Source organism: Pseudomonas fungipugnans (genome assembly GCF_029955235.1).
In the GTDB taxonomy this organism is placed as follows: Bacteria; Pseudomonadota; Gammaproteobacteria; order Pseudomonadales; family Pseudomonadaceae; genus Aquipseudomonas; species Aquipseudomonas fungipugnans.
Genome location: NZ_JARBWL010000001.1, coordinates 2,880,449 through 2,897,817 on the forward strand (window position 1 = coordinate 2,880,449; position 17,369 = coordinate 2,897,817).

A 17,369-nucleotide genomic window follows, 5' to 3' on the forward strand; every position below is an offset into this window, starting at 1 on the left:
TGATTGGGCGAGCCGCACTGGACTGTTTGTCCGAGCAGTGATTCTGGTGTTAATCATAGGCTTGAGGTGCCGGCAGCGGATTGCGAAGATTGCGTAAAGAAACACCACTTGCGCAATTTTTAACCCTGGATAGATAATCTGCCGCAATAGTTATGACAAAGGCCTGATTGATGAGCAAACTCGACCGATACGACCTGAGCATTCTGGCTGAATTGCAGCGCGATGCGCGCATCTCCAACCAGGAACTGGCCGAACGCATCGGCCTGTCGCCTTCGCCGTGCTCGCGGCGGGTCAAGCAGCTGGAAGACGACGGCTACATTTCCCGTCAGGTGGCGTTGCTGGATCGCAAGATGCTCGGTTTGAGCCTGACCGCGTATGTGCTGATCGGTATGGATCGCCACACGCCCGAGCGTTTCGAAAACTTCGAAGCGGCCATCCGCACCCTGCCCCAGGTGCTGGAGTGCAGCCTGGTCACCGGGATGGACGCCGACTATCAGCTAAAAGTGGTGGTGCCGGACATGGACCACTATCAGAAACTGCTGCTGGGGCATCTGACCCGGATTGAAGGCGTGACGAGTGTGCGCTCGAGTTTTGTGTTGAATCAGGTGCTCAACAGCACCGAACTGCCGTTGACTCATCTTCGCAGCTGATTGTGGTGAGGGGATTTATCCCCTCACCACAGGTATGCATAAACACTCTGTGACACACCGACGCAGGTCAATGCCTGGCCAATCCCCCATGGCGTATACTCGCCCGGCCCTTTTAGCCTTGCCCGCGCTGGAGAAGTACGATGGATCCTGCCGTATTCGAAGAGTGGATGATGACCGGCCTGGTCAGCATCCTGATCATTTTCATGGGTTTCATCGTCTGGGATCTGGCGAAGAAGTCCAAGGCTGGCAAGTTCGGCACCTTCATTCTGTTCTTCGTGCTGGGCCTGGGGATTCTCGCGTTCATCATCAAAAGCGTCGTCATTGCCTACATCGAAAACAGCTCGTCATAAACGTGCGGGCACTTCCTTCCACTGGCCCTGATCGAGCCCTTCGATTGTCCAGTCGCCAATTCTGACCCGCACCAGACGCAACGTCGGCAAACCCACTGCCGCCGTCATGCGCCGCACCTGACGGTTGCGCCCTTCGCGAATCACCAACTCCAGCCAACTGGTCGGCACGCTTTTGCGAAACCGCACTGGCGGGGTGCGTGGCCACAGCTGCGGTTCTTCCAGCTGCCGCGCTTCGGCGGGCAAGGTCATGCCGTCGTTCAGCTCGACGCCGTCACGCAAACGCTGCAACTGTTCGGCACTCGGCTCACCTTCCACTTGCACCCAATACGTCTTGGCCAGCTTGTGTTTCGGGTCGGCAATGCGCGCCTGCAACTGCCCGTCGTTGGTCAGCAACAGCAAGCCTTCGCTGTCACGGTCCAGGCGTCCGGCGGGGTAAATCCCCGCAATCTCGATAAAGTCCTTGAGCGTCGCCCGCCCCTCACCGTCGCTGAATTGCGTCAGCACATCGAAGGGTTTGTTGAACAGGATCAGTTTCGGCTCGGCCGGTGGCGCTTTGGCGACACGGCGCGGGGCAGATGACGGGTTGTTCGCGCCAGGGCGGCGGGAAACGGGACGTGGCGGACGAGAGGACATGGCGAAAGGAACATCTAACGGTCAGGGCTGACAATGCTAGTGCCCTGACCGTCAAATGACCATCGCGAATCAGCGAAACGGCGGCTCGTCGAAGCTGCGCAGTTTGCGCGAGTGCAGCGAGTTGAGTTCGGTGCGCAACAGGTCCACCGCCTCGATACCGATCTTCAAATGCTGGCTGACCGCGCGCTCATAGAAGGCGTTGGCCGAACCCGGCAGCTTGATTTCGCTGTGCAGCGGCTTGTCCGAGACACACAGCAACGTGCCATACGGCACCCGCAGGCGATAACCCTGGGCGGCAATCGTGCCGCTTTCCATGTCCACCGCGACGGCGCGAGACAGGTTGATCAGTGGACGTTCCTGAGCCCAGCGCAGTTCCCAGTTACGGTCGTCGTAAGTCAGCACGGTGCCGGTGCGCAGGCGTTTTTTCAGCTCGTCGCCCTTCTCGCCGGTGACATTGGCCGCTGCTTGCTGCAGCGCCATTTGCACTTCAGCCAGGGCCGGGATCGGGATGTTCGGCGGTACGACCCGGTCGAGAATCCCGTCGCGACGCATGTAGGCGTGCGCCAGCACGTAGTCGCCAATGGTCTGGGACTGACGCAGGCCGCCGCAGTGACCGATCATCAACCAGCAATGCGGACGCAATACCGCCAAGTGGTCGGTGATGTTCTTGGCGTTGGACGGGCCGACACCGATGTTCACCAGTGTCACGCCGTGACCATCGTTGGCGATCAGGTGATAGGCCGGCATCTGGTAGCGATGCCAGACCACGCCAGCGGCAATCGCCGAGGCTTCACCGTGATCCATGCTCTTTTCGATGATCACGTTGCCCGGTAGCACCATGCGCACGAAACGCGGGTCGCTGCGCAATTGCTCCAGGCCATGGACGATGAACTGGTCCACATAGCGGTGGTAGTTGGTCAGCAGAATCCACGGCTGCACATGACGCCAGTCGCTGCCGGTGTAATGCACCAGCCGGCGCAGGGAGAAGTCCACCCGCGCCGCGTCGAACAGCGCCAGTGGCAGCGGATCGGTGTTTTCCCAATCGTACAGGCCATCGGCAATGCCATCGGTGGCGGCGGACAGGTCGGTACTCGGGAACACCCGCGCCAGTGTGGCAGCGGTCACGCCGGAACCGGCGAGTTCATCGCCCTGCTCAACCACATACGGATACGGAATGTTTTGCTGGCTGACGCCCACTTCCACCGTCACGGTGAAGTCGTGCATCAGCGGCACCAGTTGTTCCAGCAAGTATTTACGGAACGCCGCCGGGTGGGTGACGGTGACACTGTAGGTGCCCGGCAACTGCACCTTGGCGTAGGCACGGGTGGTTTGCGGGACTTCGCCCTGGCAGAGGTAGGTCAGGCGCAATTCGGGATAACGAAACATCGCACGCTGTTCGGCGTCCGGCTCCACACGATCCTTGAGGTAACGCTTGAGCGCCTGGCTCAATGCAGAAGTGGCACGCTCGTGCAGAGCAGCGAGCCGGTCTACGGCTTGTTCGGCGGTTTGAACGACAATAAACGCTTCGGTCACGATCAGCTTCCTGTGTTCTGACTTGCAGACCTTCATCTTGCCTGTATCGCTGGCTGACGGGAACAGTGGCGTGGTGATACACAATGTTGTGTTCATGAAGATCCACTGCGTGAGCGAGCCTGCTCGCGAAGGCGGCGTGTCAGTCGATATCAATGTTGCAGACACATCGCTTTCGCGAGCAGGCTCGCTCCCACAGGGGGATTGGGGTGTTCAGAAGCCTTGCGGGGTTGACCGGGCAACGATCGCCTCAACCTCCAGCCCCCGAGGCAACGCCCCGTACACCCGCCCCGCCGATCCCAGACGACTGGCGATAAACGCATCACTGACCGCCGAATTGCCCGCCTCCAGCAACAGCTTCGCCTGCAACCCCAATGCAATGTCTTCAGTCAGTTGTCGGGCGCGATACTGGATGTCGCTGGTATCTTTGAACGCCCTCTGCAATTGAGCAATATGCGCAGCCAGGCGTTTGTCGCCATGTCCATCACCCAGCTCACTGAACAGCACATCCAGCACCCCCGGCTCTTTCGACAACGCTCGCAGCACGTCCAGGCACTGCACGTTGCCCGAGCCTTCCCACGTCGAGTTGACCGGCGCCTCGCGGTACAGGCGCGGCAGGATGCTGTCCTCGACATAACCCGCGCCACCCATGCATTCGGCGGCTTCGTTGATCATGGCCGGGGCCCGTTTGCAGATCCAGTACTTGCCCACCGCTGTCACCAGCCGGGCGAATTTTGCTTCATGGCTATCGTCCAGATGATCCAGCGCCCGGCCCATGCGCAGGCTCAAGGCCAGCGCGGCTTCGCTTTCCAGCGCAAGATCGGCCAGCACGTTCTGCATCAAAGGCTGCTCACTGAGCAATTTGCCGCCGACCATCCGGTGGGCACAGTGATGGCTGGCCTGAGTCAGGGCCTGGCGCATCAACGAACTGGAGCCAACCATGCAATCGAAGCGGGTCATGGCGACCATCTCGATGATGGTCGGTACACCCCGGCCCTCCTCGCCGACCATCCACGCCAACGCACCACGGAACTCGACTTCGCTGGACGCATTCGAGCAGTTGCCGAGCTTGTTCTTCAGGCGCTGGATGTAGAACTGATTGCGCGTGTCATCCGGGCGATGGCGTGGCAGCAGAAAACAGGTCAGGCCTTTGTCGGTCTGCGCCAGGGTGAGGAACGCATCGCACATCGGTGCCGAGCAGAACCACTTGTGGCCCACCAGTTCATACGCCTGGCCCGGCCCGCTGGCCCCCACCGGATACGCCTTGGTGGTGTTGGCCCGCACGTCGGTACCGCCCTGTTTCTCGGTCATCGCCATGCCGATGGTGACCCCGGCCTTGTGGGCCATGCCGACGTTGCGCGGGTCGTATTCGGTGGCGAGGATTTTCGGCAGCCATTGCTCGGCCAGGTCCGGTTGCAGGCGCATGGCCGGGACGCTGGCGAAGGTCATGGTCAGCGGGCAACCGCTACCCGCCTCGGCCTGGCTGTGCAGATAGGACATGGAAGCGCGGGCGACATGCGCACCCGGTTGCGGATGCGCCCAAGGCAACGAGGTAAGCCCATGCTCGATCGCCGTGCGCATCAGCTCGTGATACGCGGGGTGAAATTCCACCAGGTCAATGCGGTGACCGTAGCGGTCATGACTGGAAAATACTGGTTTGTTCTCATTGGCCAGAAACCCCGCCGCCATCAGCGGCCCCCCGGCCAGCGCACCGTAGGCATCGATCCGCGACTCGGCCCAGCCGGCACCAAACCGCCGCGACCACTCCTGCAAGGGAAGGTCTATGCGATAGAGGTTGGTGCCGTCCAGCGACGGCGGCTGGTTGGTGACTTCGTGGGTTTCGGCGAACTGGTGCAGGTTCATGACGGGCCTCCTTTGAACAACCAAGGGATTCAGTTAAGCACCGCCCCCAGGCAGAACAAAGTGGCATATCCGCCTAATTACCGGCGCTTTTGCCGTGTTTGTAACGCAATATTCGACGCGTGAGCGCCGTCTGCAATTCCTCGAATTTCACCGGTTTGCTCAGGTAGTCGATCAAACCGCCCGTCGGGCACTGTTCACGATCAACATGTTGCGCCACCATGAACACTGGCAACTCGGCGCACCCCGGCAAGGCACGGATCTGACAACAGACCGATGCCCCGTCCATGGACGGCAACTGACAATCGAGCAGCACCGCATCCACGGCCTCACGCTGCAGGAGGTCGAGCGCCGCCGCGCCACTGTCGGCGGTGCGCACCCGAAAACCGAGCTTGAGCAGCATGCCGCGCATGACCAACTGGTTGATGCTGTTGTCATCCACCAGCAGCACCGTGCAGTCCTGGGGCAATCGCTGGAAATACGTTTCGCCATGAACCGAGGCAATGGACAGCGGCTCCGTCACCGACAAGTCAAACTCGACATCCAGCTGAAAACGACTGCCGCGACCGGGTTCGGAACGGTGTGTCAGCTGTCCGCCGAGCAATTCGACCAGTTGCCGGCAGATTGCCAGGCCGACGCCGAGGCCACCGTATTCGCGGGTCATCGAGCCGTCGAGCTGGAAAAAACGCTGGTACAGGGTCGCCTCGTCCAGGTCGGTGAAACCGATACCGGTGTCGATTACCGCAAAAGACAGTGCGTGCCGCCCATCGTCCAGTGACTTGCCCGTGACCCGTAGCGCGACCCCGCCCACCCGGGTGAACTTGATGGCGTTGTCCAGCAGGCACTCCAGGCATTGCGCCAGTTTGGCGCTGTCGCCGGACAGGCGGTCCGGCAGGCCCGGCGTGACGTCGACTTTCAGGTCCAGGGATTTGCTTGCCGCATTAGCGTCGAACTGCAGCCGCAAAGCGTCGACCACACCACGCAGGCTGAACGTTGCCGGGTAGGCCTTGAGTTTGCCCGCCTGCAATTCGGTCAGGGTCAGGATGCCGTTGACCATGCGCATCATGTCCCGCGCCGAACCGGATGCGGTTTGTTGGTACTGCTCCAGCTCCGGGTTCATCTCCACGGTCTGCATCAGCTCCAGCGAGCCGATCACCCCATTCATCGGTGTGCGCAGTTCGTGGGTCAGGGTGGCGAGGAATTCGTCCTTGAGCTTGTTGCTGTGGGCCAGTTGCTGGTTGAGTACTTCGAGTTTTTGTCCGGCGTCGAACAGGATCTGCGCCTGCTGTTCGCGCATGGCATTGATGCGGTCGGCCAGGGCCAGTGACAGCAACGCCACTTCGATGGCCGAGCCGATCTGGCTGGCGTACATGGTCAGGAACACGTTTGGCAGATAACCCAGCACCATCAGTGTGTTGACGACGCCGCCGAGCAGGAATGCCGACCAGGCAATGATGAAATAGCGCGCCACCCGCAGCCCGCGAGCCCAGGCAAAGATGCCGGCGGCAAAAATCACCACGGTAAAGAGCAACGCCAAGGCTGTCGCCAGCCGCAGGGCCAGGGCGTAGCTGGTCATCAGCGACAGGCCGACCACCACCGCGCCAAACGCGATCAAGCCGATCAGCAGGCGATCGAGCCAGCGACTGTGGCGGGCAGTTTGCAGAAAGCTGCGGGCGAACTGGCTGCCGAACAGCCCGGCACAGCCGATGAAAAACGGCGTCGAGGCGTTGGTCCACCACGGGTTATTCGGCCAGAAGTACTGCGCCGCCGCGCCGTTCACCGACAGCTGATACAGACCGAACGACGCTATATAGAAGATGTAATAAAGGTAGCTGGTGTCGCGCACGCTGAGGAAGATGAACAGGTTGTAGACCAGCATCCCCAACAGCACGCCATAGATCAGGCCCAGCACATACAGGCGCAAGGGTTGGTCTTCCAGGTAGGCGGTACTCGACCACAAGGTGATCGGCGCCTGGATCGAGCCTTCGCTTTGCAGGCGCAAGTAAACGGTCCGCGCTTGGTCCGGCTTGAACGTCAGGTTGAACAGATAGTTGTTCTGGCTGATCTCGCGACTGGCGAACGGCAGGGCATCGCCGGTGCGGCGGATCAACTGATAGTTGCCGCTGGCATCGGCCAGGTACAAATCGAGGTGATCAAGCGGCGGATAGGCCAGTTCCAGCAGCCAGGTGCGCTGTGCGATCGGATTGCCGGGGTGGTAATGCAAGTCGATTTTCAGCCAGAACGCCGAACGTGAGTAACCGGCGTTGAGGGTGGCTTTATCGTGGGCCTTGAAGTTTCCGGCAGCGGCTTGCGCCAGCACGTCGGCAATCGTCGCCTGACCATCGGCGTCTTCGTAAACCTGCATCGCTCTACCCAGGGGAAGGCTCTGGGTGGTCTCGTCGAATTCGACGGCGCTCGCCAGGAGGGGCAAGCACAGCAGCAACATCAGCAAATAGCGCATTTAAGCCCCAGCGTGGCCTGTCCGGTTATGTCAGGAAGCCCCCCATTCCTTTTGAGTAGACGTAAAACCGGTATTACCTGTTATTGGTTTGGATCCACTCTAGCATAGCGGTTGATGGCCATTGAACACCATTGAAATATTTACAGTAAAGGCTCTAGAACGGGCTTTTCAGCGCTATCGATTGAGCTAGAGCTGTTTGAATGGTCAGCGTGTGACAAGACAAGCGGCTTCAATGGATAACGGTGGCGAGAGAGCCTGCTCCCTCGCCACAATGTATCGGCCAATCCGGATGTCACTGCACCCGAAAAAACATGTTTGGTGGTAAGCTCGCGCACCATGAATATCTACAGCTCTCGCCCCGTTGTCCTCTGTCTCTCCGGCCACGACCCAAGTGGTGGCGCCGGCTTGCAGGCAGATATAGAAGCCCTGCTCGCTCAGGGTTGTCATGCGGCCCCGACCGTCACTGCCCTGACTGTGCAAGACACCGTCAACGTCACTGACTTCCGCGTCCTCGACCGTGAGTGGGTGTTGGCCCAGGCCAACGCCGTGCTCAACGATTCCGAAGTCGCGGCCGTCAAGCTGGGCATGCTCGGTTCGCTGGAAATGGTCGACACCGTGGTCGAACTGTTGTCGGCGCATCCGCATCTGCCGGTGGTCTGCGACCCGGTACTGCGCGCCGGTGGCGGCGGACGCCTGGGCAAGGACGAGGTCGGCTACGCCATGCGCGAACGCCTGCTGCCCCTGTCGATCATCGCCACGCCCAACCTCCCCGAAGCCCGCATCCTCGCTGAGCTGCCCGACGGCACCGCCGACGAGTGCGCTGAAAAACTGCTGCCGTTCGTCAAACACTTGCTGATCACTGGCGGACATGGCGACGAGCACGAGATACACAATCGCCTGTACAGCCGCGACGGTCGCCGTGAAACCTTTACCTGCCAGCGTTTGCCCGGCAGCTATCACGGTTCGGGTTGCACCCTGGCCAGTGCCTTGGCCGGTCGTCTGGCACAGGGTGAAAACCTCGCCAGCGCCGTGAAGACTGCGCTTGACTACACATGGCGTACCCTGCGTGATGCCGAGCAACTGGGCAAAGGCCAGTTCGTGCCGCGCCGTCTGCCGCTGGATTTCTGTTCATAACGCCAAGAGGCCTGTCCGATGAAACTGCGTGGCCTGTATGCCATTACCGACAGCCAGCTACTGGCCGGTAAATTTCTGTCGTACGTCGAGGCGGCGCTGGAAGGCGGCGTGACCTTGCTGCAATACCGCGACAAAAGCAGCGACGAGGCCCGCCGCCTGCGCGAGGCCGAGGCCCTGCGCGACTTGTGTGATCGCTACAAGACCCAACTGATCATCAATGATGACGCCGAACTGGCCGCACGCCTGAACGTCGGCGTGCACCTGGGCCAGACTGACGGCCCGCTGACGCCCGCTCGCGCGTTGCTCGGTCGTTCGGCGATCATTGGTTCGACCTGCCACGCGCAACTCGAACTCGCCCGGCAAGCCGCCAAAGAAGGCGCCAGCTACGTCGCCTTCGGCCGCTTCTTCAATTCCAATACCAAACCCGGCGCACCAACTTGCAGTCTCGAACTGCTGGATCAGGCCCGCAGCGCCCTGCACCTGCCGATCTGCGCCATCGGCGGCATCACCCTGGAGAATGCCGCCCCGCTGGTGGCTCATGGGGTAGATCTGCTGGCGGTGGTGCATGGTCTGTTTGGCGCCGAGAGTACGGCTGAAGTGACACGCCGTGCCCGCGCCTTTAACCAATTATTCAAATCCTGATTTTTGAGAGCCCGATCATGTCTCGTTCCGAAACGCTGTTCGCCAATGCCCAGAAACACATTCCCGGTGGCGTGAACTCGCCAGTACGCGCATTCAAAAGCGTTGGTGGCACGCCGTTGTTCTTCAAACACGCTGAAGGCGCCTACGTCACCGACGAAGACGACAAGCGTTATGTGGATTACGTCGGTTCCTGGGGCCCGATGATCCTCGGCCACAGCCACCCGGACGTGCTGGACGCGGTGCGCAAGCAGCTGGAACACGGCCTGTCCTACGGCGCCCCGACCGCGATGGAAACCGAGATGGCCGATCTGGTCTGCTCGATCGTGCCGTCGATGGAAATGGTGCGTATGGTCAGCTCCGGCACCGAAGCCACCATGAGCGCGATCCGCCTGGCCCGTGGTTTCACCGGTCGCGACAACATCATCAAGTTTGAAGGCTGCTACCACGGTCACTCCGACAGCCTGCTGGTCAAAGCCGGCTCCGGTCTGCTGACCCAGGGCGTACCGAGTTCGGCGGGCGTACCGGCAGACTTTGCCAAACACACCCTGACCCTGCCATTCAACGACATCGATGCCGTCGACTCCATGCTCGCCGAAGTCGGCCAGACCGTGGCGTGCATCATCGTCGAGCCGGTGGCTGGCAACATGAACTGCGTGCCGCCAGCACCAGGTTTCCTCGAAGGCCTGCGCACTCTTTGCGACAAGCATGGCGTGGTGCTGATTTTCGACGAAGTGATGACCGGTTTCCGCGTCGCCCTCGGTGGTGCCCAGGCACATTACGGCGTAACCCCGGACCTGAGCACGTTCGGCAAGATCATCGGTGGCGGTATGCCGGTGGGCTGCTTCGGCGGCAAACGCGAAATAATGTCGCACATCGCGCCGCTGGGCCCGGTCTATCAGGCAGGCACCCTGTCGGGCAACCCGCTGGCCATGGCTGCCGGCCTGACCACCTTGCGCCTGATCAGCCGCCCGGGCTTCCACGCCGAGCTGACCGACTACACCAGCCGCCTGCTCGATGGCCTGCAACAACGTGCCGATGCTGCCGGCATTCCATTCGTAACCACCCAGGCGGGCGGCATGTTCGGCCTGTACTTCAGCGGTGCCGACGACATCGTGACCTTCGATGACGTGATGTCCAGCGACGCCAACCTGTTCAAGCGTTTCTTCCACCTGATGCTCGAAGGTGGCGTGTATCTGGCGCCAAGTGCCTTTGAAGCCGGTTTCACGTCGATCGCCCACGGCGAGACCGAATTGAAACTGACGCTGGACGCTGCCGAGCGCGCCTTCGCCGCACTGAAATAACGCCGCACCGCTGACGTTGGCGATTGCCAGCGTCAGCATTCACCTACACACCACCACCTTATTCCTACACTTGCGCGGGTAATCCCTCGCAAAGTGGACGATATATCCCCCAAGCAGCAGAAAAACGAGTAAAGACTTTGTAAGGATGGCCCCGCTTATTTCATAATGCGCGCTTATTGGATCCCTCGATGGGTCCGCGCGCCCTTCAGAGGTAAGTCGATTCCCATGAACCGCACCGGCCGCACCCTTGCATTGGGCTGCCTGTTGCTCCTTCAGCCCCTGCTCGCGCACGCACAAGCAGGTGGCAACTCGTTGTTGATCCCGGCGATGGGTCGCTGCACCCTCAATACTCAGCCGCAAGACGTCACGCAGGCTCTCGCTGCGTGTCAGAAAGCGTCGGATGAAGGGGATGCTCAAGCGCAATACGAGTTGGGCGAGTTCTACTACGACGGCAAAAATGCGCCCCGCGACCTCAATCAGGCCCTGGCCTATTTCGAAAAGGCCTCGCTGCAAGGCCACGCCCAGGCGCAATTCAAACTCGGCACCATGTTCTTTCACGGCGAAGGCGTACCGGCCAATAACGTTCAGGCGTATATCGTGCTGAAAATGGCGGCGGTCAATGGCGCTGAAGATGCGCTGGACACGGCTGACGAAGTCGCCGAGAAGATGCCTCGCGAAGACCTTGAGACCGCGACCCAGGTGCTGGGGCAAATCTTCCGTAAATACCTGATGGAACTGCAAAGCGCGGATGGGCGTACGCCGTTCTCGCCGCTGCCCTGAGTCCTGTATTGCCTTGACTGGCCCCATCGCGAGCAAGCTCGCTCCCACACTTGATCTGCTTCATACACAAATCCAATGTGGGAGCGAGCTTGCTCGCGATAGGGACAACTCGGCCTTGAAACTTACTTCTCAGGCATCGGCATCGGAAACGGCATCACATTGCCGACCGCGCCACGGGCTTCGCTGATTTTCGGCGTGCCCAGGCGCTCGACCTCGTCGATGCGCACAATCGAATGCATCGGCACAAAACTGCGCACCACGCCTTCGAACTGCGCCTTGAGCTTCTCTTCGCTCGGGTCGACGACCACTTGCGTGCGCTCGCCAAAGACGAACTCTTCCACTTCCAGGAAGCCCCACAGATCACTTTGATAGATCTGCTTGGCATACATTTCGTACACCTGGCCCTGGTTGAGGAAAATCACCTTGTAGATTGGGGCTTCACGTTTGGTCATGGTGGGCGGGCAACACATAGGGGATAAAAATGAGGGCGCGAACTATAGCATAGCCACTGGACGCACAGCGGTAGGAACCTTGGGACATGTTCCCTATAATGCGCGGTTCTTTGAATCACGTGATGACTCTATTCCATGGCCAAGAAGCTTTACATCGAAACCCACGGTTGCCAGATGAACGAGTACGACAGCTCGCGCATGGTCGATCTGCTGGGCGAACATCAGGCCCTGGAAGTCACCGCTCGCGCTGAAGATGCCGACGTGATCCTGCTCAACACCTGCTCCATTCGCGAACGCGCCCAGGACCGGGTGTATTCCCAGCTGGGTCGCTGGCGCGAACTGAAACTGGCCAACCCGGACATGGTGATCGCCGTCGGCGGTTGCGTGGCCAGCCAGGAAGGCGCCGCCATCCGTGATCGCGCCCCGTACGTGGACGTGGTGTTCGGCCCGCAAACCCTGCACCGCCTGCCGGAAATGATCGACGCCGCCCGCGCCACCAAGTTGCCGCAAGTGGACGTCTCGTTCCCGGAAATCGAAAAATTCGACCATTTGCCCGAGCCACGCATCGACGGTCCGAGTGCCTATGTGTCGGTGATGGAAGGCTGCAGCAAGTACTGCACGTTCTGCGTCGTGCCCTATACACGCGGCGAAGAAGTCAGCCGGCCATTCGACGACGTCATCGCCGAGATCATCCATCTGGCCGAAAACGGCGTGCGTGAAGTCACGCTACTGGGGCAGAACGTCAACGGCTATCGCGGCACCACCCACGACGGGCGTGTGGCGGACCTGGCCGAACTGATCCGCGTGGTCGCCGCCGTCGAGGGCATTGACCGGATTCGCTACACCACTTCGCACCCGCTGGAGTTCTCCGACAGCCTGATCCAGGCCCACGCTGATGTGCCGGAGCTGGTGAAGCACCTGCACTTGCCGGTGCAATCGGGCTCGGACCGGATTCTCTCGGCGATGAAGCGCAACCACACCGCGCTGGAATACAAATCCAAACTGCGCAAACTTCGCGCCGCCGTGCCGGGCATCTGCATCAGCTCGGACTTCATCGTCGGCTTCCCCGGCGAGACGGAAAAAGACTTCGAGCAGACCATGAAGCTCATCGAAGACGTCGGTTTCGACTTCTCCTACTCGTTCGTCTATAGCCAGCGCCCGGGCACACCCGCTGCTGACCTGGCCGACGACACCCCGGAAGCGCTGAAAAAAGAACGCCTGAACGCCCTGCAACATCGCTTGAACCAGCAGGGTTTCGAAATCAGCCGACAAATGGTCGGTTCGATTCAGCGGATTCTGGTCACCGATTATTCGAAAAAAGACCCCGGCGAGCTGCAAGGCCGGACCGAGAATAATCGAATCGTCAACTTCCGCTGCGACACTCCTACCCTGATCGGCCAGTTTGCCGACGTGCACATTGATGCTGCGCAGCCGCATTCGTTGCGCGGGTCGCTGATCCAATAACACTTATCCACGAATCAAGGGGATCAAATGTGGGAGCTGGCTTGCCTGCGATAGCGGTGTCACAGCCAGCCTCTCTTTTGGATGTGAGGCCCTCATCGCAGGCAAGCCAGCTCCCACAATGGACTTGCTTTTTTATTGAGAGCGCACTCATCCATTTAAGAGCTTTCGCACCCAGCCCACTGGCGTTATCCTTGATTTCATCTTAATTGCCCCAGGGCGGCTAAATACGACCTTGAACGCACCTATCGAACCACATCGTTTCATCCTCGAGCCCTTTGAGGCTCGCCGCTTCGCCAATCTGTGCGGGCAATTCGACGAGCATCTGCGCTTGATCGAACAGCGCCTGACCATCGAGATCCGCAACCGCGGAAACCAGTTCGAACTGATCGGCGAACCCAAGCACACCTCCTCCGCGGAAAACCTGCTGCGCCGCCTGTACCGGGAAACCAAGGGTTCGGAGCTGTCGCCAGACATGGTGCACCTGTTCCTCCAGGAATCGGCCGTCGAGGAAATGGACAACCATTCCCCCGCCGAACCGTCCGTGGCGTTGCGCACCAAAAAAGGCATGATTCGCCCGCGTGGCTTGAATCAACTGCGCTACGTGAAGGAAATCCTCGGCAACGACATCAACTTCGGCATCGGCCCGGCCGGGACCGGCAAGACTTATCTGGCCGTTGCCTGCGCGGTAGACGCACTGGAACGCGAGCAGATTCGCCGCATCCTGCTGGTACGCCCGGCGGTTGAAGCGGGCGAAAAGCTCGGTTTCCTGCCCGGCGACCTGTCCCAGAAGATCGACCCTTACTTGCGCCCGCTGTACGACGCGCTCTACGAAATGCTCGGCTTCGAATACGTGGCCAAGCTGATCGAGCGCCAGGTGATCGAAGTTGCCCCGCTGGCTTACATGCGCGGGCGCACGCTGAACAACAGCTTCATCATCCTCGACGAAAGCCAGAACACCACGGTCGAGCAAATGAAGATGTTCCTGACCCGGATCGGCTTTGGCTCCACCGCCGTCATCACCGGTGACATCACCCAGGTCGACCTGCCAAAAGGCACCAAGTCCGGGCTGCACCATGTGATCGAAGTCCTCAAGGACGTACCGGGCATCAGCTTCACCCATTTCAAGCCAAAAGACGTCGTGCGCCATCCTCTGGTGCAGCGCATCGTCGAAGCCTATGAGCGCTTCGAGAACCGCGTAGCCGATGAAGCGCCAAAGGACAGTCGCCGCGATGCTTGAGCTTGATCTGCAACTCGCTACCGAAGCGCCTGCCCCGAGCGAAGCCGACTTCCGTCAATGGTGCGAGCTGGCCCTGCGCCAGCGCACTGCCGACTCGGAGATGACCATTCGACTGGTCGACGAAGAGGAAGCCCGGGAGCTGAACTTCACTTGGCGGCAAAAGGATTACGCGACCAACGTCTTGTCGTTCCCTGCCGATGTACCCGACGAGTTTCTCGACATTCCACTGCTGGGCGATCTGGTGATCTGCGTGGCCGTGGTCGAACGCGAAGCCGCCGAACAAGGCAAGGAACTAAAGGCCCACTGGGCACATCTGGTCATTCACGGCTGCTTGCATCTGCTTGGTTACGACCATATAGAGGATGAGGAAGCCGAGGAAATGGAAGCACTGGAACGAACGTTGCTTGCAGAGTTGGGCTTTCCCGACCCGTATGCGGACGACGAAACCGAAACATCCCCCATCGTTACAACAAAGGATTCAGAGTAATCGCTATGAGCGAAGATCGATCGAGCAACGGGCAGAAGTCATGGCTGGGTAAGCTCACCCAGGCTTTTGCCCACGAGCCGAAAAACCGCCAGGAGCTGCTGGAGCTGCTGCGCGACGCGCACCAAAACAAGTTGCTGGACAGCGAAGCGCTGGCCATCGTCGAAGGCGCCATCCAGGTTGCCGACCTGCAAGTACGGGACATCATGGTCCCGCGCTCGCAAATGGTCAGCATCAAGGCGACCCAGACCCCTCGCGAGTTCCTGCCCGCCGTGGTCGACTCGGCCCACTCCCGCTACCCGGTCATCGGCGAAAGCCACGATGACGTGATGGGCGTGCTGCTGGCCAAGGACTTGCTGCCGTTGATCCTCAAGGAGAACGGCGACAGCTTCAACATCAAGGACCTGCTGCGCCCGGCCACTTTCGTGCCGGAGTCCAAGCGCCTGAATGTGCTGCTGCGTGAATTCCGCGCCAACCACAACCACATGGCCATCGTCATCGACGAATACGGCGGCGTGGCCGGTCTGGTGACCATCGAAGACGTGCTGGAACAGATCGTCGGCGACATTGAAGACGAACACGACGTCGAAGAAGACAGCTACATCAAGCCGCTGCCCAGCGGTGATTTCCTGATCAAGGCCCTGACGCCGATCGAGAACTTCAACGAGTTTTTCGACAGCGAATTCTCCGACGACGAGTTCGACACGGTCGGCGGCCTGGTGATGAGCGCGTTCGGGCACTTGCCAAAACGCAACGAAATCACTGAAATCGGCGCTTATCGCTTCCGCATCCTGAACGCCGACAGCCGTCGGATTCACTTGCTGCGCTTGACTCCAATTGCCCGCTAAGGATTGAAATGCATCGTCTGACCCGCCCCGGCTGGCCCGGTAACCTGCTGGCTGTGGTGGCCGGTGCAATCACCACCCTGGCGCTGGCGCCGTACGATATCTGGCCGTTGGCGTTGCTGGCGGTCGGCTTCTTCTATGCCGGTTTGCGCGAACTGAGTCCCCGTCAGGCCTTGGGCCGTGGCTGGTGTTTCGGTTTTGGTCTGTTTGGTGCCGGCACCAGCTGGATCTACTACAGCATTCACCACTTTGGTGGCGCTTCGGTGCTGCTGGCCGGGATGCTGATGCTGGCGTTTACCGCCGCGATTGCCTGGTTCTTTGCCCTGCCGGCGTGGCTCTGGGCGCGCTGGTTGCGCCGCAACGAAGCGCCGCTGGCCGACGCACTGGCGTTTGCCGCGCTGTGGGTGGGTCAGGAAGCGTTTCGCGGCTGGTTCCTCACCGGTTTTCCGTGGCTCTATTCCGGCTACAGCCAGCTCAATGGTCCGCTGGCCGGGCTCGCACCGCTGGGCGGGATGTGGCTGGTGTCGTTCGTGCTGGCCCTCAGCGCCGCACTGATCTACAACGCCCCGAACCTGATTCGCTCGGGCCGTAAGGGCTTCATCGCCGCGGGCGTGGTGCTGCTGGCAGGCCCATGGGCGGCCGGTATTGCGCTGAAAGAGCACGCCTGGACCAGTCCGGCGGGGCCTGCCTTGAGCGTCGCGGCCATTCAGGGCAACGTCGAACAAAGCATGAAGTGGGACCCGGCGCAGCTCAACGCCCAGCTCGCGCTGTACCGCGACATGAGCTTGAGCTCCAAGCGCGTCGATCTGCTGATCTGGCCGGAAACCGCTGTCCCTGTGCTGAAGGAGTCCGCCGAGGGCTACCTGACCATGATGGGGAATTTCGCGGCCGAACGTAAGACGGCGCTGATTACCGGGGTGCCGATTCGTCAGGAAGTCCATCATGAGAAGCGCTTCTTCAACGGCATCACGGTGGTGGGCGAAGGCGACGGTACTTACCTGAAACAAAAACTGGTGCCGTTCGGCGAGTACGTGCCACTGCAGGACCTGCTGCGCGGATTGATCGCGTTCTTTGACCTGCCGATGTCGGACTTTGCCCGCGGCCCTGCCGATCAGCCGCTGCTGCAGGCCAAGGGTTATCAGATTGCACCGTTCATCTGCTACGAAGTGGTCTACCCGGAGTTTGCCGCAGGCCTCGCCGCCCGCAGCGATCTGCTGCTGACCATCAGCAACGACACCTGGTTCGGCACCTCCATTGGCCCGTTGCAACACTTGCAGATGGCGCAGATGCGCGCGCTGGAAGCTGGCCGGTGGATGATTCGGGCGACCAACAATGGCGTGACCGGCTTGATCAACCCGTACGGCCAGATCACGGCCCAGATTCCGCAGTTCGAACGGGGCATTCTTTATGGCGAAGTGGTGCCGATGCACAATCTCACGCCTTATCTTGAATGGCGTTCCTGGCCGCTGATCATTTTGTGTGTGCTGTTGTTTGGCTGGGCCTTGCTGGCCAGTCGTATAGCCAAAACCGTCTAAACCAGCTTTCG

The 17,369-nt window shown here is 60.5% G+C and carries 16 protein-coding genes; 11 read left to right on the forward strand and 5 right to left on the reverse strand.

Translation table 11 applies throughout. From position 1 onward, the window contains the following. The first annotated feature begins 170 nt into the window (after positions 1-170). Together POF45_RS12045 and POF45_RS12050 are read left to right on the forward strand one after the other, a co-directional pair. Complete coding sequence (locus POF45_RS12045) at positions 171-650, forward strand: Lrp/AsnC family transcriptional regulator (RefSeq protein ID WP_007937367.1); 480 nt, start codon at positions 171-173, stop codon at positions 648-650. 140 nt (positions 651-790) lie between these two features. Beyond that, complete coding sequence (locus POF45_RS12050; protein ID WP_259496837.1) at positions 791-1,000, forward strand: DUF2788 domain-containing protein; 210 nt, start codon at positions 791-793, stop codon at positions 998-1,000. Here POF45_RS12050 and POF45_RS12055 read toward each other — a convergent pair. The 4 genes from POF45_RS12055 to POF45_RS12070 form a co-directional block, all read right to left on the reverse strand. After that, entirely contained in the window at positions 995-1,633 is a 639-nt protein-coding gene (locus POF45_RS12055; RefSeq protein WP_282315748.1) for a pseudouridine synthase, read from the reverse strand. The two genes, POF45_RS12050 and POF45_RS12055, sit on opposite strands and share 6 nt — an antisense overlap. A gap of 69 nt (positions 1,634-1,702) precedes the next feature. Further along, entirely contained in the window at positions 1,703-3,202 is a 1,500-nt protein-coding gene (amn, locus tag POF45_RS12060) for an AMP nucleosidase (protein ID WP_259503279.1), read from the reverse strand. Positions 3,203-3,376: 174 nt separating this feature from the next. Then, entirely contained in the window at positions 3,377-5,026 is a 1,650-nt protein-coding gene (locus POF45_RS12065) for an acyl-CoA dehydrogenase family protein (protein ID WP_282315749.1), read from the reverse strand. A 73-nt stretch (positions 5,027-5,099) separates the two neighbouring features. Next, positions 5,100-7,484 carry a hybrid sensor histidine kinase/response regulator gene (locus POF45_RS12070; RefSeq protein WP_282315751.1) on the reverse strand — a complete coding sequence of 795 codons (2,385 nt, stop codon included), beginning with the start codon at positions 7,482-7,484 and terminating at the stop codon, positions 5,100-5,102. Between the two features lie 336 nt (positions 7,485-7,820). Here POF45_RS12070 and POF45_RS12075 point away from each other — a divergent pair, with 336 nt between their 5' ends. The 4 genes from POF45_RS12075 (at position 7,821) to POF45_RS12090 (ending at position 11,341) form a co-directional block, all read left to right on the forward strand. After that, positions 7,821-8,618, forward strand: coding sequence for a hydroxymethylpyrimidine/phosphomethylpyrimidine kinase (locus tag POF45_RS12075; protein WP_259496843.1), 798 nt, complete (start codon positions 7,821-7,823; stop codon positions 8,616-8,618). Between the two features lie 18 nt (positions 8,619-8,636). After that, positions 8,637-9,260, forward strand: coding sequence for a thiamine phosphate synthase (gene thiE, locus POF45_RS12080; protein ID WP_259496845.1), 624 nt, complete (start codon positions 8,637-8,639; stop codon positions 9,258-9,260). A 17-nt stretch (positions 9,261-9,277) separates the two neighbouring features. Next, positions 9,278-10,561 carry a glutamate-1-semialdehyde 2,1-aminomutase gene (gene hemL, locus POF45_RS12085; RefSeq protein ID WP_282315752.1) on the forward strand — a complete coding sequence of 428 codons (1,284 nt, stop codon included), beginning with the start codon at positions 9,278-9,280 and terminating at the stop codon, positions 10,559-10,561. 225 nt (positions 10,562-10,786) lie between these two features. Beyond that, positions 10,787-11,341: a tetratricopeptide repeat protein gene (locus POF45_RS12090; protein WP_259496850.1), complete on the forward strand. Its 555-nt coding sequence runs from the start codon at positions 10,787-10,789 to the stop codon at positions 11,339-11,341. A gap of 122 nt (positions 11,342-11,463) precedes the next feature. Here the strand turns inward: POF45_RS12090 and POF45_RS12095 are convergent, their stop codons facing one another. Further along, positions 11,464-11,793, reverse strand: a complete 330-nt coding sequence (locus POF45_RS12095; protein WP_007894425.1) for a DUF1820 family protein — start codon at positions 11,791-11,793, stop codon at positions 11,464-11,466. A gap of 135 nt (positions 11,794-11,928) precedes the next feature. Between POF45_RS12095 and miaB the strand changes: the two genes are divergently transcribed. The 5 genes from miaB to lnt all read left to right on the forward strand — a co-directional run bounded on the left by miaB (position 11,929) and on the right by lnt (position 17,358). After that, a complete protein-coding gene (gene miaB / locus POF45_RS12100; protein ID WP_259496851.1) occupies positions 11,929-13,257 on the forward strand; it encodes a tRNA (N6-isopentenyl adenosine(37)-C2)-methylthiotransferase MiaB in 1,329 nt (442 codons plus the stop codon). Positions 13,258-13,489: 232 nt separating this feature from the next. After that, positions 13,490-14,494, forward strand: a complete 1,005-nt coding sequence (locus tag POF45_RS12105) for a PhoH family protein (RefSeq protein WP_259496852.1) — start codon at positions 13,490-13,492, stop codon at positions 14,492-14,494. After that, positions 14,487-14,981 (forward strand): rRNA maturation RNase YbeY, encoded by a 495-nt coding sequence (gene ybeY / locus POF45_RS12110; RefSeq protein WP_259496854.1) that lies wholly within the window; start codon positions 14,487-14,489, stop codon positions 14,979-14,981. The genes POF45_RS12105 and ybeY overlap by 8 nt, the downstream gene beginning before the upstream one ends. A 5-nt stretch (positions 14,982-14,986) precedes the next feature. Further along, positions 14,987-15,826, forward strand: a complete 840-nt coding sequence (locus POF45_RS12115; RefSeq protein WP_016773041.1) for a CorC family transporter — start codon at positions 14,987-14,989, stop codon at positions 15,824-15,826. A gap of 8 nt (positions 15,827-15,834) precedes the next feature. Then, on the forward strand, positions 15,835-17,358 hold the full coding sequence (gene lnt, locus POF45_RS12120) for an apolipoprotein N-acyltransferase (RefSeq protein ID WP_282315753.1): 1,524 nt from the start codon (positions 15,835-15,837) through the stop codon (positions 17,356-17,358). Positions 17,359-17,369: the final 11 nt, after the last annotated feature.